The 22,150-nt window shown below is 31.6% G+C and carries 24 protein-coding genes and 5 pseudogenes; all 29 read right to left on the bottom strand.

Annotated elements, in window-relative coordinates:
- Window positions 1–26: 26 nt before the first annotated feature.
- The 29 genes and pseudogenes from GAN53_RS05365 to GAN53_RS05505 all read right to left on the bottom strand — a co-directional run bounded on the left by GAN53_RS05365 (window position 27) and on the right by GAN53_RS05505 (window position 22,095).
- Complete coding sequence (locus tag GAN53_RS05365) at window positions 27–413, bottom strand: YdcP family protein (RefSeq protein ID WP_000985015.1); 387 nt, start codon at window positions 411–413, stop codon at window positions 27–29.
- 15 nt (window positions 414–428) lie between these two features.
- The gene (locus GAN53_RS05370) at window positions 429–743 is read right to left on the bottom strand and encodes a YdcP family protein (protein WP_000420682.1); all 315 of its coding nucleotides are present in this window, start codon (window positions 741–743) and stop codon (window positions 429–431) included.
- A gap of 323 nt (window positions 744–1,066) precedes the next feature.
- Window positions 1,067–1,315, bottom strand: coding sequence for a hypothetical protein (locus tag GAN53_RS05380; RefSeq protein WP_009346075.1), 249 nt, complete (start codon window positions 1,313–1,315; stop codon window positions 1,067–1,069).
- Window positions 1,316–1,394: 79 nt separating this feature from the next.
- Window positions 1,395–1,544 (bottom strand): hypothetical protein, encoded by a 150-nt coding sequence (locus tag GAN53_RS09765; protein WP_009346097.1) that lies wholly within the window; start codon window positions 1,542–1,544, stop codon window positions 1,395–1,397.
- A gap of 45 nt (window positions 1,545–1,589) precedes the next feature.
- Complete coding sequence (locus GAN53_RS05385) at window positions 1,590–1,880, bottom strand: CXXX repeat peptide modification system protein (protein ID WP_009346044.1); 291 nt, start codon at window positions 1,878–1,880, stop codon at window positions 1,590–1,592.
- Between the two features lie 16 nt (window positions 1,881–1,896).
- Complete coding sequence (locus GAN53_RS05390) at window positions 1,897–4,107, bottom strand: radical SAM peptide maturase, CXXX-repeat target family (RefSeq protein ID WP_009346040.1); 2,211 nt, start codon at window positions 4,105–4,107, stop codon at window positions 1,897–1,899.
- A gap of 10 nt (window positions 4,108–4,117) precedes the next feature.
- Window positions 4,118–4,762 (bottom strand): ABC-2 transporter permease, encoded by a 645-nt coding sequence (locus GAN53_RS05395; protein WP_009346091.1) that lies wholly within the window; start codon window positions 4,760–4,762, stop codon window positions 4,118–4,120.
- Between the two features lie 3 nt (window positions 4,763–4,765).
- On the bottom strand, window positions 4,766–5,647 hold the full coding sequence (locus GAN53_RS05400; protein WP_151409858.1) for an ABC transporter ATP-binding protein: 882 nt from the start codon (window positions 5,645–5,647) through the stop codon (window positions 4,766–4,768).
- Window positions 5,644–6,024 carry a GntR family transcriptional regulator gene (locus tag GAN53_RS05405; RefSeq protein ID WP_318655663.1) on the bottom strand — a complete coding sequence of 127 codons (381 nt, stop codon included), beginning with the start codon at window positions 6,022–6,024 and terminating at the stop codon, window positions 5,644–5,646. The genes GAN53_RS05400 and GAN53_RS05405 overlap by 4 nt, the downstream gene beginning before the upstream one ends.
- A 173-nt stretch (window positions 6,025–6,197) precedes the next feature.
- Window positions 6,198–6,716, bottom strand: coding sequence for a ClbS/DfsB family four-helix bundle protein (locus GAN53_RS05410; RefSeq protein ID WP_004830103.1), 519 nt, complete (start codon window positions 6,714–6,716; stop codon window positions 6,198–6,200).
- A gap of 62 nt (window positions 6,717–6,778) precedes the next feature.
- Window positions 6,779–6,898: pseudogene (locus GAN53_RS09955) on the bottom strand (conjugal transfer protein); the annotation flags it as partial.
- 73 nt (window positions 6,899–6,971) lie between these two features.
- On the bottom strand, window positions 6,972–7,190 hold the full coding sequence (locus tag GAN53_RS05420; protein ID WP_004830100.1) for a helix-turn-helix domain-containing protein: 219 nt from the start codon (window positions 7,188–7,190) through the stop codon (window positions 6,972–6,974).
- Window positions 7,191–7,500: 310 nt separating this feature from the next.
- Complete coding sequence (gene ltrA, locus GAN53_RS05425; protein WP_151409831.1) at window positions 7,501–9,360, bottom strand: group II intron reverse transcriptase/maturase; 1,860 nt, start codon at window positions 9,358–9,360, stop codon at window positions 7,501–7,503.
- 724 nt (window positions 9,361–10,084) lie between these two features.
- A pseudogene (locus GAN53_RS05430) lies at window positions 10,085–10,213 on the bottom strand (Maff2 family mobile element protein); the annotation flags it as partial.
- A 1-nt stretch (window position 10,214) separates the two neighbouring features.
- On the bottom strand, window positions 10,215–10,526 hold the full coding sequence (locus GAN53_RS05435; protein ID WP_000373440.1) for a single-stranded DNA-binding protein: 312 nt from the start codon (window positions 10,524–10,526) through the stop codon (window positions 10,215–10,217).
- Window positions 10,527–10,715: 189 nt separating this feature from the next.
- On the bottom strand, window positions 10,716–10,991 hold the full coding sequence (locus GAN53_RS05440) for a hypothetical protein (RefSeq protein ID WP_151409832.1): 276 nt from the start codon (window positions 10,989–10,991) through the stop codon (window positions 10,716–10,718).
- Window positions 10,992–11,009: 18 nt separating this feature from the next.
- Window positions 11,010–12,479 (bottom strand): annotated as a pseudogene (locus GAN53_RS05445) (VirD4-like conjugal transfer protein, CD1115 family); the annotation flags it as partial.
- A 137-nt stretch (window positions 12,480–12,616) separates the two neighbouring features.
- A complete protein-coding gene (locus GAN53_RS05450) occupies window positions 12,617–13,420 on the bottom strand; it encodes a class I SAM-dependent methyltransferase (RefSeq protein WP_151409860.1) in 804 nt (267 codons plus the stop codon).
- A gap of 81 nt (window positions 13,421–13,501) precedes the next feature.
- A complete protein-coding gene (gene mobQ / locus GAN53_RS05455) occupies window positions 13,502–14,962 on the bottom strand; it encodes a MobQ family relaxase (RefSeq protein ID WP_151409861.1) in 1,461 nt (486 codons plus the stop codon).
- 245 nt (window positions 14,963–15,207) lie between these two features.
- Window positions 15,208–15,525 carry a DUF3847 domain-containing protein gene (locus GAN53_RS05460; protein WP_151409862.1) on the bottom strand — a complete coding sequence of 106 codons (318 nt, stop codon included), beginning with the start codon at window positions 15,523–15,525 and terminating at the stop codon, window positions 15,208–15,210.
- A gap of 94 nt (window positions 15,526–15,619) precedes the next feature.
- On the bottom strand, window positions 15,620–16,339 hold the full coding sequence (locus GAN53_RS05465) for a class I SAM-dependent methyltransferase (RefSeq protein WP_151409863.1): 720 nt from the start codon (window positions 16,337–16,339) through the stop codon (window positions 15,620–15,622).
- Window positions 16,340–16,421: 82 nt separating this feature from the next.
- Complete coding sequence (locus GAN53_RS05470; RefSeq protein ID WP_151409864.1) at window positions 16,422–16,613, bottom strand: transposon-encoded TnpW family protein; 192 nt, start codon at window positions 16,611–16,613, stop codon at window positions 16,422–16,424.
- Window positions 16,614–16,693: 80 nt separating this feature from the next.
- Window positions 16,694–18,532 (bottom strand): annotated as a pseudogene (locus GAN53_RS05475) (recombinase family protein).
- Window positions 18,533–18,592: 60 nt separating this feature from the next.
- A pseudogene (locus GAN53_RS05480) lies at window positions 18,593–18,931 on the bottom strand (type IV secretory system conjugative DNA transfer family protein); the annotation flags it as partial.
- Window positions 18,924–19,658 carry a phage antirepressor KilAC domain-containing protein gene (locus GAN53_RS05485; RefSeq protein WP_151409843.1) on the bottom strand — a complete coding sequence of 245 codons (735 nt, stop codon included), beginning with the start codon at window positions 19,656–19,658 and terminating at the stop codon, window positions 18,924–18,926. The pseudogene GAN53_RS05480 and the gene GAN53_RS05485, both read right to left, overlap by 8 nt.
- Window positions 19,655–20,140 (bottom strand): PcfB family protein, encoded by a 486-nt coding sequence (locus GAN53_RS05490; RefSeq protein ID WP_002840782.1) that lies wholly within the window; start codon window positions 20,138–20,140, stop codon window positions 19,655–19,657. Before GAN53_RS05490 ends, GAN53_RS05485 begins: the two co-directional genes overlap by 4 nt.
- Window positions 20,133–20,960 (bottom strand): ATP-binding protein, encoded by an 828-nt coding sequence (locus GAN53_RS05495; RefSeq protein WP_151409844.1) that lies wholly within the window; start codon window positions 20,958–20,960, stop codon window positions 20,133–20,135. Before GAN53_RS05495 ends, GAN53_RS05490 begins: the two co-directional genes overlap by 8 nt.
- The gene (locus tag GAN53_RS05500; RefSeq protein ID WP_151409845.1) at window positions 20,957–21,730 is read right to left on the bottom strand and encodes a replication initiator protein A; all 774 of its coding nucleotides are present in this window, start codon (window positions 21,728–21,730) and stop codon (window positions 20,957–20,959) included. Before GAN53_RS05500 ends, GAN53_RS05495 begins: the two co-directional genes overlap by 4 nt.
- A gap of 83 nt (window positions 21,731–21,813) precedes the next feature.
- The gene (locus tag GAN53_RS05505; RefSeq protein WP_001267200.1) at window positions 21,814–22,095 is read right to left on the bottom strand and encodes a CD1845 family protein; all 282 of its coding nucleotides are present in this window, start codon (window positions 22,093–22,095) and stop codon (window positions 21,814–21,816) included.
- Window positions 22,096–22,150: the final 55 nt, after the last annotated feature.

Below are 22,150 nucleotides of genomic sequence, written 5' to 3' on the forward strand. Positions count from 1 at the left end.
GAAAAAGTCTCCTTTCTACCTAGCGACTATTTGTCTTGTGTCGGTTCTTTCTTTGCTTGTGGTTGAGCTTTGAATGAACTAGAATCCTTTGTCAGCACAATATCGTCTGCCTTGATATACCAGTCAACATCTGCTCCTTGATAGGTGGCAGTAGCAACGGTGTCCGCAATGGGATTGATAAGTTCCACCCGTGCGTTATAATCAAACTCTTTCAAAGGCACGCTGGCAGGAATACTTACTTGAATCATGCGTCCTTGTCCTTTGGATTTTAAGTCATAGGTACGTTCCTTGATTTCATCTGAAACCGACCCGTCTTCATTTTGGATTCTCACTTCACGACGTAGAGCAGAGAATTTCAATTCTCCAAAAGTCGTGTCTTTATCTAATACAATGCCATTTGCTAATCTCATCATTTTTCCTCTCTTTCTTTATTCTTTTATCATGTCGTCAGCATGTAAAAGGTAATTTGTAAAACCACGAGTGCCGATTTTGTAGCCCTCTGCGGTAATACGTGGATTGACTAACTTCACACGTTCCTCAAAGCCGAAATGTTTTTCGCCAGCTTCAGCAGGAAGCACCACCACAATATCATCTGCTCTTTGAACATCAGAATAGAGATTATAGCTTCTTGATAAGACAGTTAGCCGTCCGTTGATTCTTCGCTGAACGACTTTATCCTCGCCAGCAAATTCTAAATTGCCGAATGTTTTTTCCATGTTGGGAATCACAAATTTAAGTTCCATATTTTTACCTATCCTTTCTTTTTTATTGGCTGAATGAATGTTTGATGGTCTTAAAGAGTGGGGAACGACCTTTTGATTCTTGATTTTTTGTTTTCATAAGTTCACTTCCTTTCAAAATCGGGTAAAAAAATAGACACCTCATTTTTTGAAGTGTCTACCTATTAAATATTCAAATTTTATTGGAAGTATCTTTATATCTTCACTTTTCAAGGATAAATCGTCGTATCAAAGCTCATTCATAAGTAGTAAATTAGTAGTAAATTGAGTGGTTTTGACCTTGATAAAGTGTGATAAGTCCAGTTTTTATGCGGATAACTAGATTTTTATGCTATTTTTATCATTAAAATAATCATATTAGTAAAGAAAATTATAATTATATTTGTTATCAAAGCATCGTATTCAACTTTATTTATTAACATATTAAAAACATACTTAAACAACAAAATATTTATAATGGCTTGAACACTTTTTAAAACGGCATTTGCTATAATCAATGGAATTTGACTAGGTGTACATTCTTTTATTATTTTAACCACTTTTATGTTATAAACTATGCTTTTTTTCTTTTTCATTTCCACACCACAATTATTTAATTACTTCTTAAAATGAAATAAGAAAGCTCATTTACGAGCTTTCTTATTTTTTTAACACCTAACCTATAAACCATCCACCTGTACAACCTTTGCACCCTGAGCTACAGCCTGTACAAGCATTTCTACAACCCTTACATCTGTCATGATATCCACAAGCAAAAGGTACTATGTCAGGTGTATTTGGCTTTGTGTAAAGCATAAAATCCATACAATGCCCTCCTTTCCAAATATATTTATAATTGAATTAATGCAATTATAGCAATGTTAAAACGCAGGATTCATAATCTACCCTGAACCCCAAATCTTTTTGCAATTTGTATTTTTCACAAATTTCATTCCACCATTTTCTACAATTTTTATCAGCATATAAAAGCTCAGTCTCAACATTTGCAAATATGCTTTCGTCCATATCAAATTCACCAACTATATTAGGATTATTTCTTATAATCAAGTCAATAGTTCTAATCGAATTAAATTTTTGAACTCTAATCATAAGATTTTTTACTTCTTCTGATGTTAATTCTATATTCCTCTCACAATCCATTTTTATACCTTCTCACTTAATAATTCCATTTATCAGCAATTGCTCTCTCATCATTAAAAATCATTTTTGAAACATAATCATTGTATTTCAATATCTTAAGATCATCTGGAATATATATATTTAAAACTTCATTATTTTCTTGCAATAAGTTTGCAAAGTATTTCTGTGCATTTGCCTCTACGAATGATATTTTGCATTGAGTAGATGAAGGAACATTTACCTCACCTGTTGTAATTTTATTATCTAATAAACATCTCTTACATGCATTTGCATCACATTCTAAGCACATTGCCGACTTGCCCCTAAAATATTTACGCTTTTCAGAGAAATCTATTCCATCTTTTAGATTCCCTATATTCCAGTCAGGATTAGTAAAATAGAATCCTGGGCATACATAAAATTTACCATTTGGAGCCAGTGCAACTGAATTTATCCCTGCTGCACAATCCCTAGTCTCGTTCTTTTCTAGCATTATTCTGTCACTCAAAACATTTATCTGTAGAAAAACACCTCTTTCAACAAATAAATCTACAACATACTCACATAATCCATGCAATTGATCTTCATATAGTGTAATGTCACTATCGTTCCACAAATTCATATCACTAATAAACAGATTTATTCGTTTAATTCCGTTGTTGCAAAACCTCTCAATTGTGTTTTTTAACTTTCTAATCTCATTTTTTCTCAAAATGTAGTTTATAACTGGTGTCTCTATATTTTCTGAATATTCATCAACTACAGTTATAGATCTTTGCGGATTTTTAAAAATTCTTCTCCTGTCTATTTCAAAGAACACTTTCTTTTCACTATCTAAATCAATTTCATAACTACCCAGAAAAATAGGCAATACTTCATTGTCTAGACAAAATTTCAAAGCATTATCATATAAGTCCTTAGACATATAATTCCCCTCATTATATCGCTTTGTATAATTGCAAAAAGAAGGTGCATCATCTGATGTAATAAAATAAACATATTTAAGTTCATTATGTTTTGAAAACAACACCTTTTCAATAACTCTATCTGATGTCTTCCCTGTCTCTAATTCATATCTTTTCCAAAAATATTTATTTGCCCTCACATTAGCCTTATGCATTTCGCATATATGCTTTACTCTGTTATATAAAGAGCCATTCTCCTGATAATTTTGTGCTACACACCAACCACAATCAGTTCCAACATTACAATTATTACATTCTTCATCACTTACAGAAGTCCAAGTAGTTCCACATAAAGCTCTCAAGGCATTATAATCTACACCTTTATCTATACTTCCAACTATCATTCCCTTTTTATCATCAGAACACATTTCTAAAAATCGTATACACGGATAAATATTCCCATCTGTATCAAATGCTAAGCTCTTATATCCAGCTCCACACCTATTTTGATTCAACGAATTACTAGCAAGTGGTAACCCTCTTCTTTTTTCAAAATACGCTACACTATGGGTCAAATATCTACCACTTTCAAACATGTAATCCGCAAGTTCTTTAAGTTGATTTTCAAATATACTTGGATCTTCTTCTTTCCAAACATCTTCATAAACTAAATTCGACTCAACATTTTTAAATCCAAGATCCCATAAGTGAATTATACTATCTTTTAGATATACTAAATCCTCACTTGAAAATGTCGATTTTTGAAATATTTCATCCTCATAGTCTTGTTTGTATTTGTAAAACGATTTAATAACCTTGTCATAAGAACCTTTTCCATCCCTAGTAATTCTTGTTAAATCATGTTTTTCTTTAGTTCCATCAATACTGAATCCAAATCCAGCATGATACCTGTGCTTTTTTAAATAATCTTCCATTATTTTTGAATCATATAATGTCCCATTTGTGGAAAAGGAAAATTGAAGATTATTAAACCATTTATGCCTTTTGCTATATAGCAACAGACAGATATAATCGCTTATTTTATCTATCAATTCCATTTCTAATAATGGTTCTCCACCAATAAAATCAATCAATAAATTATCTGATAAGTTATTACAATATGGATCATTCACAATAAAGTCTACTATTTTTTTGGCTGTTTCAAATGTCATCTTTTTGAAATTATTCTTCCCAACCATATAACAATATGTACATTCCAGATTACATTCTTCTGTTACACACATAGTTACATTTAAATAATTACCTTTTTCCCATGATATTTTAGAAATCCTATCATTTCGAAATGATCTACTAAGTATTGAATTTATGTCTGCTATAGCCATCATTTTCCTCCTAAGTATCTAATTTTAGATTTTCCATTCTTTTTGAATTCAATACGCATGATGTTATTAATAACATCAAATATATTACACAAAGTGCAACATTTCCACCTGACTTAGAAAATCCAAGTTTATTAACCACAAATATCTCTATAGCTACAAGCACAATAGAGCCAATTAGCCCTATTACTAACCACAAATCACCTTTATCTAAATCAATAAAGTACAAAGCCAAGTAAAATATTGATACCATTTGTAGAATAAAAGCTAACAAAATATTTAATAAAATAATAAAATCCGAAAAACCATAATCAAAATAATGCTTACCTGCATGAATTGATATATAATTCAGGATTACTAACATTAATACAGACAGAAAAATAATAACTATTTGACTTACATATTTTGACAAAATTATGTTTTTCTTTTTTATCGGTAACATGAACTCGTATTTATACAATTTTAAATCATAATCTTTTCTCTGTGATAAAAGTATTAATAAACTGTTGGAGAATATTACAACTGCGCAATATGCAAAAACAAGCATTTGCGTGCTAGAAAAAAGATTTATCAAAATCCAAATTGTAAGCAAAAACGCATTCATTACACATATGTTTTTAATATTTTTATAATATATTTCTAATAATAGACCTTTCATATATTAGGATTCTCCTCCCTCTGTCAAAATCAGCAAAATTTCATCAAAATTAGGTTTATTTACAACAAATTCTTTATACTTATTCTTTATCTTCGATATATCTTTTACTAAAATATTTACTCTCCCATATTCTCTCCTATATGAAATTATGTCTGTTTTATCGACTTTTTCTAAATCCGTATCATTACAACGAAGTATCCCATAGTTATATAACAATTCATCTTTTTCTTCGCTCAACACGACTTTACCATTATCCATAAAAACTATATAATCAGCTATTTTTTCCAAGTCTGTTGTAATATGTGATGATATATATACCGAGTGTTCTGGGTTTTCTATAAATTCTAATAATATACATAAAATCTCATCTCTACTTACTGGGTCTAACCCTGAAGTAATTTCATCTAATATGAGAAGTTTTGTTTCATGAGACAATGCTATAGCCAACGATAACTTTTTTTTCATTCCAAATGAAAATTGCTTAGTTTTCTTGTCTATTGGCAAATTAAATCGATTCAAATAATTTTTAAAACTATCTTCTTCCCAATTACTATAATTAAATTTCATTACCTCATTTATCTCATTAGGCGTTAATAATAATGAAAAGTTTGGGTCATCTAAAACAACACCTATGTGTTTTTTAATATCTACTTGATTACAATCTTCAGTACCAAATATCTCTATTTTTCCATCATCTTTTTGAAACATTCCAAGTATACAAGAAATAGTAGTACTTTTCCCCGCTCCATTTCTTCCTATATTTCCTACAATAGATCCATAAGGTACTTCAATATTTATATTTTTCAAAGAAAAATCATTTGTTTTATTCTTTTTATTTAATCCAGATACCTTTAATGCTAATTTATTTTCATATGAATCCATCATTGCCCCTCCTCATATATCTTTTTTATTAAATCTATTAAGTCATCTAACGAAATAGAACTTGATTGTATGCTCTTGACAATTTTTTTAGCTAAATCTTCCACTTCTTTATATGTTTCTATTTTTTGTAATTCAATATTTCTTGCTGATATAAAACTGCCTTTGCCGTGAATAGTTTCAATAAATCCATCTTTTTGTAAATTTTCATAAGCCTTTTGAACTGTAATCACCGCTACCTTAAGATTTCTAGCTAATACTCTCATAGATGGTATAGAATCTCCAGTTTTCAAATCTTCATTCATAATTTGTTTTTTTATCTGATTTTCGATTTGTTCATAAATCGGTTCGCTAGAATCGGTATTTATAATAATATTTATAATGCACCTCCTGTTTCAGAAGTGTACTTATGTGTACTTATCGATTTAATAATACCACCAATAAAAATTTTTTTCAACCCCCTTAATTTCCCAATTTTGAGTATAAAAAAAGACGATATAGTTTTAATTTCTATCGTCTAAATCAAATTATTCTAATATACGTCAAATTTATGTTACTAAAGTACTAATTTCTTCCATTTTCTAACCTTAGTTCTAAATGTACCAAATGGTGCTACTGTATTTACATGAATAAATTTATACACTTCCCAAGTTGCTGTTTTTGTTGCTTCATCTGCCCATTTTCTCATATGAGGTTTAAATAATTCTTCTTCTGTTAGCTCATCTATCATAAGATAAATATCTTCAATATTTTTTGTTAATTGTTCTTTTAGTTCCTTTAAAGATTTATGAGCGTAAGCTTCTGTAAACCATTGATATAATTCGGCTAATTGATTCCACTTGAATTTATCTGATGGTGTTTTTACTTCAAGTCCTTTTTTCTCATCTTCTTCCCATTTCAATACTAAAGCTGTCCAACCTACTTGATAGGCAAGATTTTCTGCTGGTGTCCTATCAACTTCGTCTACTCTTTTATCTTTTAATTCTTCTGGGATATTATCAAACTCTGAAATATATTTTGCAAAAGTTTTTTTAATCTCATTTTTTAATTCTTCCTTACTTTCATAAGACCTCATATGCCTACCTCCATGGTTTGTATATAGATATTTTGCCAAAAATAATTATATCTTAATATTTAATCATAATCTTCCAGTAACTTGTAATTCTTATGTTTTGTGATATCAAATTTATCAGATAGTAAAAGTCTTACTACTCTTATCTGGTATATACACGTGCCTCCATCCATTACTGTTATTTCAATAAAATTTTAGAAACCTTTATTAAGATTTTCTTTGATCCCTTGTAAATCAAGTGTAAAGAACTATAAGAATTTAAATCTCTTGTTCAAATTCATCTTCAAAACTAATAATATCATTAGGAGTGCAAGATAGAGCCTTACATATTCTTTCTAAATTCTTAAATGTAATTGGTTTATCCTTGCCCATTTGTGCCATAACATTTGTTGTAAGCCCTGCCATAGCTATTACATCAGTTTTCTTTAAACCTTTTTTTGCTAACTGTATCCATAATGGTTTATAGTTAAGTGCCATAATATCCCTCTTTTTATGTTCATTAGATTTATTTAATTATAGCATAAATATTGATTTCATTCAATCTTACATTGATTTAGTGATTTATTTTAGAGAATTTGTTGTGTTATTCCGTCCTTATTTTGCCATAAATTGCTTAATACCTTGAGATTTAGCACCAGATAGTGATAGGTAATCCTTTGATGTTATCTCCGGATTTTCCCCCACTTCACACCGTGCATGCGACTTTCACCGCACACGGCGTTCCATCACAAGAAAGATTTTCACGTTTTAACTAAGACTTACACACTTCGTAACAAATTATTTTTTTCTAAATTAGTGGCAATCCTGCCATTTTTCTAAGCTTATTACATTTCTCGATCTGCTTGACCGTTAAGCCAAGCTCTTTTATATATTTTTGGATTGTATCTTCTTTTGTTGCATGGATAAGTATATGAACTGCTTCTGTAACAAGAATTAAGTTGCTATAACTGTCTGTACCGCCTTGTTCAAGCGGTATCTTGTGATGGCAATGTATATCATTTGGTGTAAGTTTTACACCTGTTACCCCACATCTGCCATATTGAGCTGCAAAGAGCGAGATTCTGTTGTCTGCAAACTCTATACTCTTATCAAGTACAGGATGTCTCATCAACCAAACAAGTGTATCTACATCAATTTGCAGATTTTTATGAATAAAAGCTCTGCCCTTTACAGTGTATTTATTTACAACCTTTTTCTTGTGTTTTGCGTCCTTTGTCCTAATATATCCAACTGGAATTAGCGGATGTCCATTAAGGAAGCGAAGCTGTTTACTTTTTCCATATTTTTCTTTGATAAATCCTTTGTTTAGCGTTCCACTGGTTTTAATATCAAGTCTGTTGTTCATCTGCTTTTTAATGTGAAAGGCTATTTTAGCAAAGTCCAAACTTACATTTGTTGCTATTTGGTAGTAATTATGCAAGCCTGAAACAGTGGCATTATACTTGGCTATTGCTTTGTACTGTTCCTTTTCGTTTGCAGGTCTTTTTATATCCGCCACACATTTAGAAATATTTTCTTTTGCATTTTTCAGTGCCTTATCACTTATATGCGACTGTACAACAAACTTTTTGCCTTTTGGTTTAACCTTCAGCTTGAAACCTAAGAACTCCGAATACCTTTGTTTTAGATTTGTTATTTTAGATTTTTCTTCACTTACATTTAGTTTTAATCTGTCTTGCAACCATTTTGTAACTGCCTGATAGGTTCTTTTTGCATCGTAGTAATTACGGCAAAATATCTTAAAATCATCAGCATACCTTACAATATATATTTCTTTTAGGTTGCTTGTTCTTAAAGCTCTGTAAGTATGGCTTTTTATCTCTGTTCCTTGACTGTTCGTTCTCTGTTTATATGGATAATGCGTGGGCATTGTCAGCCATTGAGATGAAACCCACCAATCTAATTCGTTCAAGACTACATTAGATAGTAGCGGTGATAATATTCCGCCTTGTGGTGTTCCCTTTGTTGGTGTAATTACCTTTTTATCGGGCATAACTATGTCTGCTTTAAGCATTTCCTTAATGATACAAAGTAACTTTTTGTCATGGATTCCTAAATTCCAAAGCTGCCTTATGAGCTTTGCATGATATACGTTATCAAAAAATCCTTGTATATCAATATCGACTACATAGTGTAAGTGCTGTATCTGCATTAGTCTTGCACATTCTGCAATAGCGTGTTCCGTACTCCTGTTAGGTCGAAACCCATAGGAGCTGTCATGAAACTTGGCTTCACATATCGGCTCTAATATTTGCAAGATACATTGTTGTACAATTCTGTCTACAATAGTCGGTATTCCTAAAGGTCTTATTTTCCCATTAGGCTTTAGTATCTCCACTCTCTTTACAGGGCGTGGCTTATACCAATGAAACTGTTTTTGTATGAGAGAAATGTATTCTTCTTCATTTAGCCTTGATAGATGTTTTATTGTTCTGCCATCTACTCCGGCTGTATGACTGCCTTTGTTCCCTTTGATACTGCGATAGGCAAGTTTTATATTTTCTCTTGAAGTTATCAACTCCATTAAATTTGAAAATACTTTATTCTTACTGCTATCTTCATATAAATCATCAAGGACTTTTTGCAAGTCATAGTATTCCGTATAACGGATTTTGCTTTGTTTCAGTGTTTGTTTCGAAGTGGACACAGTCACCATCTCCTTTCGGATTTGATTTTCTTTGTCATACTCGAAGCTGTGTTTGTCTTAATTTCAGTTCTTGTACTTTCCTGTGACTGGTGGCTATCCCTCCACGAACTTATTATTTTCGCTTCATAGGTACTGTGCCACCGCTTTCACCAAGATAAAGAACGGTTATATGCTGTTTTTACAGTCATTTTCCCATTCAACACTTCTTTAGCATTAGACTGCTTCCGTGTTCTTGGCTTACCACGTTCCGACAATCTTATCATTGAATACGTTTAGGTTCTTCCTCTAAGCCTGTGTTTAGTTTTCACCATATCGCCTGTAACGATATATGGATTTTCATAACAACCATTCTTACTCATCCACAAACACCCCATCTTTGATGGGAATTGCCGTTAGGCAAATTCAAACGTTTAGACCCTTACATTCGGAAGTACGTCAGTGCTTTGGTATACACATTCTCACCATGCGTATTCGACACCCGACATATAGGTAGCACCGTCCACCTCTGGACAGCTTTCGTATCTGATGTTAATATCAGTCTTACGGCTACTCTCTGCCGACTTCACCGAGCTTTTGACAATGAAATAGTCTAATATTCATTGCCAATCGGAGTATCAGTGTAGGCATTTCAGGGCGTTACCCCGTCATTCTACCTATCAGATTGCCAGTTCTCCTAAGTTTTGAACTTTCAGTCCTTCGACTTAGTGCATAAGCTTTTCACTTATGAACGTGTCGCACGGTTATCATTACCATAACCTTCCATTAAGTTAATAACTCCCCATGCTCCTAAACCTGCACCAATTGCAGTTACAAGTGTCTTTAAAACTCCAACTCCAGCTGTAAAAAATTCCATATTATTCCTCCTCGTTTTCTTTCTTATTTTCTATTTTATTTAATGATTTAACTATAAAATTCTTGTAGACCTTATCTCCTTTTTTGTTTTCTTTGAAATATCCAAAGACATGGATTAGATCTCCTTTTTCAAATTCTTTTGCAATTTCTACCTTTTCTCCATATACTGAGCAATTTGTATATTCTTTGCCTTTTCCATATTTTTTTACAAGAGCAAAATTTGCTACTTGAACACTTTCTCCATCTTTTTCAAATTCTGAAAATTCAGCTTCCTTAACTAAATTTGCATTAATATTTATCATTTCTCTATCCATTAATTTCTTCTCCTTAATCTATAAATTTCAATTAAAAAAGCGACTGAAATTATATTTCAATCGCTAAATGCTTTATATATTAAATTGTTTAAGTGGGACTTCTTATCCTTACCATTTTTACCTCCTAATTTTGAGTATAAAAAAAGACGATAGAGTTTTTAATTTCTATCGCTCATTAATACCTTATTTCTAGTCTTCTAAAATTGATACTTCAAGGTCTATCGCTTTAAATGTAACAGTTATTCCTACTTGGTCCTTTACTGTTTTTTCAAATAGCTCAGCTACATCATATGGGGACATATCATATATATCTTCATACCATTCATTACTTTCATCGTACATTGTCTCACATATTGCTTCAATATAATTTTTCTTATCCCTTGTGAGTTCTGTATCACTTTCCAGAATAAACTGCTCCCCATTTATATTTAATATAATTAAAGATGATTTTCTATTTTCACACATTTTACTTTCTCCATAAAATCAAATGTTTAACCTATTTATCTTATAACTTGATTTTAACCTTACCTTATCTCTATTTGTTAAATACTCTTCTACATCAAACAAGTTTTTCTTATCATAATCTTCCAATAACTTATAATTCTTATGCTTTGTAATATCAAATTTATCAGACAAGAAAGGTCTTACTCCTCTTAGCTGATATATACACTTACCACCATCCATTACAGTTATTTCATCTTGGCTCATAAGTTCCTTCCCAGTCTTTTGGTAATTTAAGCCAAAAGATTTTTGGTTGGATCTTGTTTCTGATGTGTTATATAGGTCTATGGTTTCTTTTCCTAAGGTTTCTGATAACTCTTTTACTGTTGTTTTTTCCTTTCCTCCTAAAAAGAGTGTTGAATCACAGTTGCCAACTATTGTATCTGCATGGTCTTTATATATTGCTTTTAATTGAGATTGCGCTTGCAGAATTATACTTGCTGATATTTCTCTTGAACGAATTGTTGCTATTAGTTTTTCAAATTTAGGAATTAAACCTATATTTGCAAACTCATCAAGTAGACACCTAACATGAACAGGAAGTCTTCCACCATACACATCATCTGCCTTATCACATAGTAGATTAAATAATTGGGAATACATTATTGATACTACAAAGTTAAAGGTATCATCTGTATCTGATATTATTACGAATAAAGCAGTTTTTCTATCTCCAATTTTATCAAGCTCTAGTTCATCTTCACTCATTAGTTCTCTAAGCTCTCTTATATCAAAAGGTGCAAGTCTTGCTCCACATGATATTAGAATTGACTTGGCAGTTTTTCCTGCTGCCAGCTTATATTTCTTATATTGCTTAACTGCAAAATGACTTGGATCTTTCTTTTCAAGAGCTTCGAATAGCCTATCAATTGGGTTCATATAGGTTTCGTCATCTTCTCTGACTTCACTTGCGTCAATCATATCTAAAAGTGTCTTAAAGTTCTTTTCTTCTTCAGGTGCTTCATAATAGATATAACCGATGAGAGCAGTGTAATATAGCTTTTCAGCCTTTACCCAGAAATCTTCTCCTGCCTTTTCTCCATCTCCCTTGGTGTTAGCAATAATTGTTTGGACAAGTTTTAAAATATCTTTTTCACTTCTCAAATATGCAAAGGGATTGTATTTCATAGATTTTTTAAAGTTTATTGTGTTTAATATCTTTATGTCGTATCCATTTTCATAAAGCATTTTCCCGCACTCTAACACAAGTGTCCCTTTAGGGTCTGTTACTACATAGGAAGAGTGCATTTGCATTAGATTTGGCTTTACATAAAATCTTGTCTTACCTGATCCAGAACCACCTATTACTAATACATTTTTATTTCTAGCGTATTTAGGATTTTTAGGTCTTGAGTTCATTGTTAGTCTTTCGGTATTAGTTATTAGTACATTGTTTTCAAACTTAGGATCAATATATGGAGCAATATCCTTACTTTCTCCCCAGGAAGCGTTTTGTCAAATATCTTTTTATATTTATGGACGCTTTTTCTATAAAGAACTTTAACTTTTAGACAAGAAAAAACAGTAAACCTTTTTTGATTTACTGTTTTCCTGTTAGCTTTATTAAAATTTATTAGTTAGATATTGGGTTAGAAACTCAAATGTATAATTTTTGTTCTGTTTAACTTATCCGCAAAATACATATATATTCTTGTTTTTAATTTCAATCCCTTACAATGCTTTAATGCTCCATCAAAAAAGCCTGTAACTTCTACTAACCCTGTATTCGTGCAGCTTGCAAATTCTTTTGGGTCATCTACGCTAAAATACATTTGTGCATCTTCATTTCCCGTTTGTTTTACATATTTATTAGCAATCTCTAATCCCTTGGAATTTGTTGCGTCAAATATCAATTCTCCGTTAGGAATCAATGATTTCATGCCCTTAATCATATCTACAATTTTTTCTTTATCAAAATATTGATATACTCCTGCAACTACAATCATTGTCGGCAAAGAAGTATCTATTTCTTTTATCCAATCAAGAGTAAACATATCCCCTGCTATCAATCTTTCATTATCGGCATTTCCTAATACTTTTTTTCTTACTATTATGACATCCGGCAAATCGATTTGATAGAAATTAACTTTAACATTTTTTATACGATTATATGATGTTTCCAATCCTGCCCCTAAAAAGACAATATTACATTCATTGTTTTTTTCGATGAAACTAATTATTTTTTTGTCAATCGTTTGTTGTCTGCAAACACTTGCCATATAAAAATATTCAGTAGTATTACTTTCTATACTGTTTGTGGGTATATGTTGTTTTAAGGATAATGCTTTTTCATCATAGAAAAAATTAGGAAATTTTTCAGACGCATAAACTCTTGCTACAAGAGGAATATATAGAGTATCTGCAACACCACTAAGCAACTCATTTTTGTTCATCTCCATGTCCCTCCTTTCTCATTTTATTTTGCAAGTTATGTGAAACTAATTATTTTTATTATACCACTTTCCCACTTAGTTTTATAGGTCTAACTCATTCCTCTTTACCTGTGATAGTCGCTTTTCGTGTCCCTCTAATTGCTCTATACAGGTCTTAACTTTTTCTGCTTGTTCAACTTCTTCTCGTATTTCTAATATTTGACTATATAGGCTCTTTTTCTCTTTCTTCAAAGTGCTAACTTCTGATTTCCATTTACTGATGGCTAAGGTCTTACTTTCTCCTAAATGCTCTTTCAGATGTTTCTTGGCACTTTCAAATAAAATGAGTTCTGCCGTATGCTCGTTATAAAAATCTTCCTGTTTGCTTTTCTTTGTCTTGATATAGGCTTTGTAGGTATCCTTGTACTTCAAATATTTTTCTGACTGGTCTATGAGTTGTGTTTTTTCATCAATCTTCTTCTCGGTATCTTTTAAGGCTCTTGTGGTCTTATAGTTCTTATCTCGTAAGTTTGTAATGCTCTCTTTTAATTGATTGATACTTGTAATGTTTTTCTCTTTGAGTAGCTGATAACTTCCAATATATTTTTCTAAGTCTGTATTATTCTTATCTGTATTTTTACGGATAAGATTTTCCAAAACTGATAGCAGATTTTCTTTGGGTGGGAGGGTTGACTTTGTATTTTCATGTTCTCTTTTTTCTTCTTTTCCTATTCCTCTTATCCAATTTAGCAATGCTTTTATTCTTCTTGAAATTTCTCTTAAAATCATATTTTGATGTTTGATTTCTCTATTGATATTTCCTCTGTCTGTAGCTATGCCTCTCTTCTCCATTTGGGTTGCTGATACTCCTAAATGAATGGTCGGTATTTGTTCTATACCTTGTCTTTGATAAGAGCGGTGATCCACATTATCCTGTATGCTATTTTCTTCAAGATATTTATTTGTAATGTCTGCCCATGCTTTTCGCCATTCTTCTGCTTTGTCTTGCTCATTCCAATCTGTTGTATTGATCTTTCTTGTTTTGTAATTACCATTTTTTAGTTTTACTTTTTCGCCATTTTCATCAAGGATATATTCCTTTTTTGATTTTGCTCCCCATGTTGTATCTTCATTTAGTGGTCGCATAGTAAGTAAGATATGGCAATGTGGGTTTCCATCATTTTTATCATGTAGAGCAATATCAGCACACATACCTACTTTTACAAAATTCTCTTTTACATATTCTCGTACAAGATTTATTTGTTTTTCTCTGTCTAATTCTTTAGGCAAAGCAACTTCAATTTCTCTTGCAAGTTGGGAATTTTTACTCTTTTCTATTTTCTCAACACTGTTCCATAAGATAGAACGGTTTACAAATTCCTGTGGTGCATTTTGTGGTAAAAGAATTTCTGTATGGGCTATTCCACCTTTTCTTGTAAAGTCATGGACTATACCGTCATATTCGTTTTTTATCTTTTCGCCGCTTCGATAGGCGGAAGCTGCTACTGCACTTTTGCCTTTGCCTCTTGAAATAATCTTTATGCAAAGATGATATATCGCCATAAGAAAAAACCTCCTTTCCATTTTTCGGTATGGTTATGGTGGCGATAGATAAGACTTCCTAAAAAAATCGGATAGCTTTTTATCCGATTTCTTTTGGGAAGTACACAAGGGGTAGGAAATTTATTTCCGTAGGGGAGTGTAGCTCCCCTGTATCAGCGTTAGCTGATATGCCCTCTGCTAAGAGCCTTCGGAGAACGCACGCACCTGTTAAGGTGTATATGTGCGCCCTTGTAAACAAGGGACTATTATTCTATCTCCGTTTCTTCATCTTCTTTTTCTGTATTTTGATTTTCCGTTTCTTCTCTGCTTTCAATGATTTTTTTAATTTTGATATTGGCTTCTTCTTTACGAATTAGAGATGTGATTAGCTGATAAAATTCATCTTTGCTTATGTTCTTGCTTTCAGTAAAGATACTTTCAAAGACTGCTCCCTTTTCATATATCCTTTTATCTCTCTTTTTTCTTTCTTCCTGTTTCTGCTGACTGATGAGCTTTTTTCTTTTATTTTGTAACTGCTTGATTTCTTCATCTGCCATTAAAATTTTTTCTTCTATGTTTTTCATTTCCTCGTTTCCTTTCTTTTTAATTTTAAGCAAAGAAAAAACAGTAAACCTTTTTGATTTACTGTTTCTGTGTTAATTTTTATTAAATTGTTAGTTAGTTGTTTTTCTTAAAAATTACAACTCCGAAAAATGGACAAATAGCTACAGTTTTTACTAATTCCATATTTGCTTTTTCTGACCAATGTTCCAACTCTTTCAAAGAGTAGAACCAATTATCTTTGGGACTGTTTTCTCTCATATCTTCAACTGTGTAAACTTCATTTTCTTTAAGGTATGGTTCTATATAATTTTTATATATTTCTTCAGGGGTGGTTTCTTTTAATAAAAATCTATATACTTTATTAAATAATTCAGTATCATTTTCTGTGTCAAATAAAAGCATGGTATCGCACAAATAAAAATATCCATCCGTTGTGAGTATCTTTGAAATATTTTCTAACGACTTTTCTTTATAATCCCATGGCACTTGATGGAATGCTAACATACTAATAACTTTATTAACACTTTGATTACAATTTAATTCTTCAAAACTTCCTTGAATGTATTTCACTTTTCCATTACTACGATTTATGGCTTCCTGTAAATTATCTGCATTTGGCTCAATACCTATAACTTCATCTGAAAAATTACTACAAACCTTTGAAAAATTTCCCCAGCCACAACCTATATCCATTACCTTATCGCTTTTTTTCAATTCAGCTAATTTAAGCATAAGATTAACTAATTCATCTTTACTTTCATAGGTCTGTCTTCCATCAGGACTAATAAGTTTGTTAATGTATTTATCTAATAATGCTGTCCAATTTTCAGCCATAACTTACCTCCCATTTATATTGTGTAAATTACTAAATATTATAGCATTTTTTAGGCATTTTTTCTACTGCCAGATTTCTCACTTACTCGCTACTATTTCCATTAGAATGTATTACCTTAAACAGTTTATCTTGAAATGTTTCCTTGCTATTTTTATCAAAATATATCTCTGTTACAAAGGTCTTTCCATTTATCTTTTTTGTAAGAATGCCATCAGGCTTTTGATGTTCTTCTGTCTGTATTTCTTTAATATCTGTTTTCTCATTTTCTGCCATTGAGTTCCTCCTTTCAACTTGCACAAAAAAAGATTTCCTGTGATTAGGAAACCTCTTTTGCGATTGATTGATATTTGGTTTTAGGTTGCTCTTTGTAGCTTCTTTTTTGCTCTATACTCTCTTGCTTTTAATTTCTCGTACTCTCGGCACTTTTCAAGATTTTTGGCTCGGTATTCTTTGTAATATGCCCTACGATATGCCCTTGCTTTTTCTTTCTTTGCTTCTTCTATTTCTTCCCTCATTTATAGCATTTCTTCTTTTGTCGGCTCTATCTGTTTTGTGAGTTCATTTTCAAATTTGCCGATATAGTTAAAATAAACCTCTATTCGCTGAACGACATATTTTGCTCTTTTTACATCTCTTTCATGTACCACGATTTTACTGATAAATTCATTGATAATGGTTGGGGTAAGTTCTTCAAAGTTTGAATAACTTTCTGCCAGTATGATAAACTTCTTTGCTCTTTGGTTTGCATTTTCACATTCGGATAAGCGTTCTTTGATTTCTTCTTTTTCTGCTTTTAAGGTGTAGTATTCTTCTGCATACTTTCTTGATAACTGCTCATAGCGTTCTGTATCCATATTTCCAAGTGCATTATCTTCATAGAGTTTATTCATCACTCTTTCTATCTGTTCCATTCGATCTGTGATTTGTGGCATACGCTTTTGATTTTTCTTTACTTCTTCGGTCTGCTCTTTATACAGACTTTTCTTTACAAGTTTTTCAAACTCTGCTTTGTTTTCTAAGGAATACTGTGCTATCTTTCGTAAGACTTCTGCAATATTTTCCATAACTTCATCGACATCAATACGATGTGGAGAATTGCATTTGGGGTGCTTTGCTTTTCCTTTGGCATATTCACTGCAATATGTTACATGCTGTACTTTTTTGTTTTTGTGTATGGTGCGAATGTGCATTTTTGTTCCGCAATCTTTACAGTACATCAAGCCTGAAAGTGCGTGAATTTCTCCATCTCCGTTTGGTCTTTTGACAGGTGCGTTTTTTAGCATACGCTCTACATTTTCAAAGGTAGTTCTATCTATTATCGGCTCATGGACATTTTCTGTTATTTTCCATTTGCTTTTATCCACATAATGGTTTCTCTTATCTCTGTAATGCTTTTCGGTCTTGAAGTTGACTACATCACCACAATACTCTTGTCTTTTCAGTATGCGTGTTATGGTTGCTTTGTTCCAGTTATATCTGTTTTCTTCATTTAGTGGTTTGTTTTTTGCTGTTCCTCTGCCTTGTTGTTTCATATAAAAGGTTGGGGTTAGTATTTCTTTTTCTTTCAGATAAACGGCTATCTGATTTCTGTTTTTCCCCTCCATAAATAGCCTAAAAATGAGTTTTACAACTTCGGCAGCTTCTTTATCGACTATCCAATAATCTTTGTTCTCAGGGTCTTTTATATAGCCGTATGGGGCTTCTGTTGCGACAGGCTTTCCGTTTGCTCCTTTGGTCTTAATTCCTGTCTTTACTTTCTTGCTGATGTCTCTTGCATACCACTCTGACATGATGTTGATAAAGGGAGCGAATTCCAATGTGTTTTGGTCAATGCTATCTATTCCATTATTAATAGCGATAAAGCGTACATTGTTTCTTCTAAATATCTCCATAGCGTTTCCGACTTGAAGATAATCTCTTCCCCATCTCGTCATATCTTTCATGATGACAATTCCGATTTTTCCTTGTTCTACATCGCTTATCATCTGTGTATAAGCGGAACGGTCAAAGAACCTACCACTTTCGTCATCGTCGATATAGTGGCGAATGTTTATCAGCTTTTTTTCTCTTGCATATCTTTCTAAAAATGCTTTTTGATTGACAATACTATTACTCTCGCCACCGTCTCTATCTTCATCACCAACTGAAAGGCGGGAGTATAGTGCTGTGATTTTGTTATGATATTCTATCATGGCATTATCCTCCTTTTCTCGTGTCTATATATCACTCCTGTTCAGTTAATATTATGCAACCCATCTTGCAGATCCATACTCTTTACCTTGCCTATATTTCTTTTTATTTTTTCCTTTACTATAAACTATTAACTTAACAAGACCAGCAACTGAAATACCTACTAACATGTCCCTTGGATTAAGGCTTGGTATATAAGATAAAGTTCCTATATCAGAAATTCCCACCATTAATCTATCAATAATATCTCCTCCTACATAAGAATTAATGTGCTTAGAAAAGATATTTCCAATGTAGCAAAATGATAAATAGGGAATATTTGCTAATATAAATTTCTTTGGGTTGTCTATTTTAATTAAGTTTTTAATATCAGAAAGAATGGCTTCTAATACCTTATTCATCGTAGAAACCTTCGCTATCTAATAAAATTAGTAGATAGTGTCTTCCCTTTGGTGTTATAAATGTTTGTATTCCTACAAGTGTACCTAGTGGATCAACCCATTCTTTAACTTCAAAATATCCCTTGTTCTTATCTGCATAAGGTAAGAGTTTCTTTTTCTTATCTCTATAAATTAATCCCTTATCCATTAGAAAACTTATAAATTGATTTTGTGGTATTCCTAACTCTTTGGCAGTATTTCTAAAGTTTGTAAGTAGGTTATAATCTACTAATTTGTCATAATAATCTGCCTTTGGTCTTAATTCGTCAATCTCTTCTTCTCTTTCGGCAATAATTCTATTGGCTACAAGAATTGCATCTGCAAGTAGCTCTTCGTTAGTTTTCTTTTCTTGACCAACTATATATCCTCCATTCTTTCTAATACTTGGTAAGACTTCTCTAGTTACCCAAGCTTTGAATATTTTTGCTTGTGATAGTTTTGATGAAAGGATAAGTGAATACAATCCTGATTCGTTAATTATTGAAATATTCTGTATTCCTCCAGGGGTGTTCCATTTCGTTACACCCTTGTCTTCTTCATCTACATGGTCATAAATAGCTTTTCTCGGATTGACATATCCCAACATAGTTGCTACTTCATTTGCTATAAAGAAAAACTCACCATCTTTTTCTATAACAGTGAGTTTCCCAAAATTCTTATTTTCAAATGTTTTTAAATTACTTATCATAAGCTTTGCTCCTTATGTTTATTTTTAACTTTATCTTTAGTAATGGTATCCTTAGCCATATCTTTAAACTTATTTATTGTCTTCGTTATTGAATCTTTTCTATCAGCCTTTCTTTCAGAAGCCTTAACTGCTTTTTTAAAGGCGTGTTCCATTACTTTTATATCCTTAGATTGAAAAAACACAGAGTGGTTACCAGTTTCTTTATCTTTCATAACAGAAAACTTCACTCCGTGTTTATTTAAAATTTTCTTTAGTTCTTTTAACTCAGGATCTTTTAGATTAATTTCTTCTAACTGTCCCTTTTTAACCATATCTTTTAGTTTTACTTCTTCTCCGTTATTTTTTATTACATTTTTTAAGCCTCCTTGTTCTTCTATTTGCTTGTGTACTTTCTTTAAGGCATCAAGAATTGCTTTACTTGTTGCTTTTGCAAGTCTTACTTCAAGATTAAGACTTGACCTTGATACTTCTTCATTAATCATCTATTTCACCTCCATATAAAAGTAACTCTTTGTATTTTCTTAACTTCTCTTGATGGATTTTTCTTCTAAAATCTTCTCCCGTAACTTTAACTGGTATTGTCATTTCAAGTATTCTTGAATATATTCTCTGATACTCAAGGTCAATGTTTGGATTTTGAATAATTTCCAATGATAAGTTTGTAGTAAAAATTGTCGGCCTACCCTTTAAGTATCTTGAGTTTATAATGTTATATACTTGTTCTCTTGCATAAGATGTATCCCTTTCAATTCCAAGGTCGTCTAATATTAACAACGGAATATTAGAGAGGTTATTGATAATTTCATTTGAATCTAGCTTAAATGCTGATTTTTGTATTTGGTTTATAACCTGAGATAAATTCATAATCTTAACTTTAACTTGCTTTCTTTCGATTAATTCATTTGCAATTGAACAAGCAAGATAAGTCTTCCCACTACCAACATCTCCATAAAATAAAAGTCCAACATTATCTTTTTTCATTTGTTCAAAGCTTTTGGCATAATTATAGGCAACCTTATAGGCTTGACCTTTTTCATTTAAGAATTTCTCAAAAGTATACTGGTGTTGGAGTGGCGATGAGAAACAATCTCTTTTCAATAACGATATTTTCATTAGTCTTTCTCTTTCTTCATTTTCCTTATCTCTTTTTATTTCACATTCACATTTAATTCTGGGAATAAACTTTGTGAATCCAAGGTTAAGTAATTCTCCATCGACTCTTTTACCACATAACTTACAATAAATATGTCCATTCCTTTCAACATCATTTTCTCTTAATACAAAATCTTTTAAGCCTTTCATAAACTCTCTCCTATATCGTAATTCATTTTTCTTGTTGAATTGTCGTTAATGTTTTTTGCCTGATCATTAAGATACCAATTGATTATCGTTGCCTTGTGATCTTGATACTCTCTGTTATTTGCTTTCATGTAAGACGAGAGCCTATCAATGTAGTCACTAATTCTGTTTCCCAACTCATTTGTTAAGTCCTTATATTCTTCATCAGTCAAAAATATGTTTTTATATATTCCATAAGGTTTTTGCCCTTTACTAAAATCATTCTTTCTTAACTCATTATTTCTAATATTGTTATAGTTACCTTCCGATTTTCGAAAATCTTGACTTTCGATATTCGAATCTCTTGAATTTCGATTATCGAACTTCTGGAATTTTGTTTTTCGAACTTCTTGATTTTTTAATTCCATATTATTAAATATGCTCATAAAGTCTTTAACATATATTCTATTAGGCTTTCCCAGTCCTTGTCTTTTCTTTTCAATCAGTCCTATTCCTGATTTAATATCAAGTTCAGCTATTAATTTATTTGCTTTTTCACTTGCACAATTAAATTGCTCTTTTATGCTTTCAATTGTGTAGTAAATAAAGACTTTTTCATCTTCATCTATCCAGCCATTTTTATATGAAAGACCCATTCGATTAAGCATATATGAATACAAAACTTTTGCTTCTATAGAAATGCTCTTAAAAATCTCATCTTCCATTAATACCATAGGTAACCTAATGAAGTTATACATCTCAGATTGCCTATTATAAAAATAATCAAAATTCATTCCTACCTCCTCTCTTTAAAATAAAAAAAGACGACAGAATTATTGCTTTCTATCGTCTACGGTTGTCTTATATTTATTTTTCTTCAAATTGATTTTATTGTATAGTTTAATAATTCTAATAATCCAATAACATATATACCTAATTTAGGTAATCCAAATGGACTAAATAAAAATGCTAATATTAGTGCTTCAATTACAATTTGCTTGTCTCCTTGAAAAATGCTAGCTATTCCAATTATAAAAATCAAAGTAGAAACTACGCTTAACAACGCAGTACTCAAACTTAATATGAAGGTTAAAAAAGCTATGAGCAAACTCAACACTAATCTTATCGGTAATAAAATTATTCTAATTATCCATCTCATACATACTCCTAAAAATTAAACTGGGATTCATAACAAACCCCAGTTTCATAATTAG

The organism is Anaerococcus sp. Marseille-P9784, assembly GCF_902500265.1.
Lineage (GTDB): Bacteria > Bacillota > Clostridia > Tissierellales > Peptoniphilaceae > Anaerococcus.

Excerpts from the sequence above, each read along its gene's own strand:
- GAN53_RS05385 (WP_009346044.1), bottom strand. The coding sequence starts at position 1,880 with ATGGATTGTGAGAGGAATATAGAATTAACATCAGAAGAAGTAAAAAAT.
- GAN53_RS05440 (WP_151409832.1), bottom strand. The coding sequence starts at position 10,991 with ATGTGTGAAAATAGAAAATCATCTTTAATTATATTAAATATAAATGGG.
- GAN53_RS05490 (WP_002840782.1), bottom strand. The coding sequence starts at position 20,140 with ATGATTAATGAAGAAGTATCAAGGTCAAGTCTTAATCTTGAAGTAAGA.
- GAN53_RS05400 (WP_151409858.1), bottom strand. The coding sequence starts at position 5,647 with ATGATGGATTCATATGAAAATAAATTAGCATTAAAGGTATCTGGATTA.
- GAN53_RS05390 (WP_009346040.1), bottom strand. The coding sequence starts at position 4,107 with ATGGCTATAGCAGACATAAATTCAATACTTAGTAGATCATTTCGAAAT.
- GAN53_RS05495 (WP_151409844.1), bottom strand. The coding sequence starts at position 20,960 with ATGAAAGGCTTAAAAGATTTTGTATTAAGAGAAAATGATGTTGAAAGG.
- GAN53_RS05500 (WP_151409845.1), bottom strand. The coding sequence starts at position 21,730 with ATGAATTTTGATTATTTTTATAATAGGCAATCTGAGATGTATAACTTC.
- GAN53_RS05450 (WP_151409860.1), bottom strand. The coding sequence starts at position 13,420 with ATGAACAAAAATGAGTTGCTTAGTGGTGTTGCAGATACTCTATATATT.
- GAN53_RS05420 (WP_004830100.1), bottom strand. The coding sequence starts at position 7,190 with ATGGCACTTAACTATAAACCATTATGGATACAGTTAGCAAAAAAAGGT.
- GAN53_RS05395 (WP_009346091.1), bottom strand. The coding sequence starts at position 4,762 with ATGAAAGGTCTATTATTAGAAATATATTATAAAAATATTAAAAACATA.
- GAN53_RS05410 (WP_004830103.1), bottom strand. The coding sequence starts at position 6,716 with ATGAGGTCTTATGAAAGTAAGGAAGAATTAAAAAATGAGATTAAAAAA.
- GAN53_RS05465 (WP_151409863.1), bottom strand. The coding sequence starts at position 16,339 with ATGGCTGAAAATTGGACAGCATTATTAGATAAATACATTAACAAACTT.
- GAN53_RS05435 (WP_000373440.1), bottom strand. The coding sequence starts at position 10,526 with ATGGATAGAGAAATGATAAATATTAATGCAAATTTAGTTAAGGAAGCT.
- GAN53_RS05370 (WP_000420682.1), bottom strand. The coding sequence starts at position 743 with ATGGAACTTAAATTTGTGATTCCCAACATGGAAAAAACATTCGGCAAT.
- GAN53_RS05505 (WP_001267200.1), bottom strand. The coding sequence starts at position 22,095 with ATGAGATGGATAATTAGAATAATTTTATTACCGATAAGATTAGTGTTG.
- GAN53_RS05380 (WP_009346075.1), bottom strand. The coding sequence starts at position 1,315 with ATGAAAAAGAAAAAAAGCATAGTTTATAACATAAAAGTGGTTAAAATA.
- GAN53_RS09765 (WP_009346097.1), bottom strand. The coding sequence starts at position 1,544 with ATGGATTTTATGCTTTACACAAAGCCAAATACACCTGACATAGTACCT.
- GAN53_RS05460 (WP_151409862.1), bottom strand. The coding sequence starts at position 15,525 with ATGAAAAACATAGAAGAAAAAATTTTAATGGCAGATGAAGAAATCAAG.
- GAN53_RS05470 (WP_151409864.1), bottom strand. The coding sequence starts at position 16,613 with ATGGCAGAAAATGAGAAAACAGATATTAAAGAAATACAGACAGAAGAA.
- GAN53_RS05365 (WP_000985015.1), bottom strand. The coding sequence starts at position 413 with ATGATGAGATTAGCAAATGGCATTGTATTAGATAAAGACACGACTTTT.
- mobQ (WP_151409861.1), bottom strand. The coding sequence starts at position 14,962 with ATGGCGATATATCATCTTTGCATAAAGATTATTTCAAGAGGCAAAGGC.
- GAN53_RS05485 (WP_151409843.1), bottom strand. The coding sequence starts at position 19,658 with ATGATAAGTAATTTAAAAACATTTGAAAATAAGAATTTTGGGAAACTC.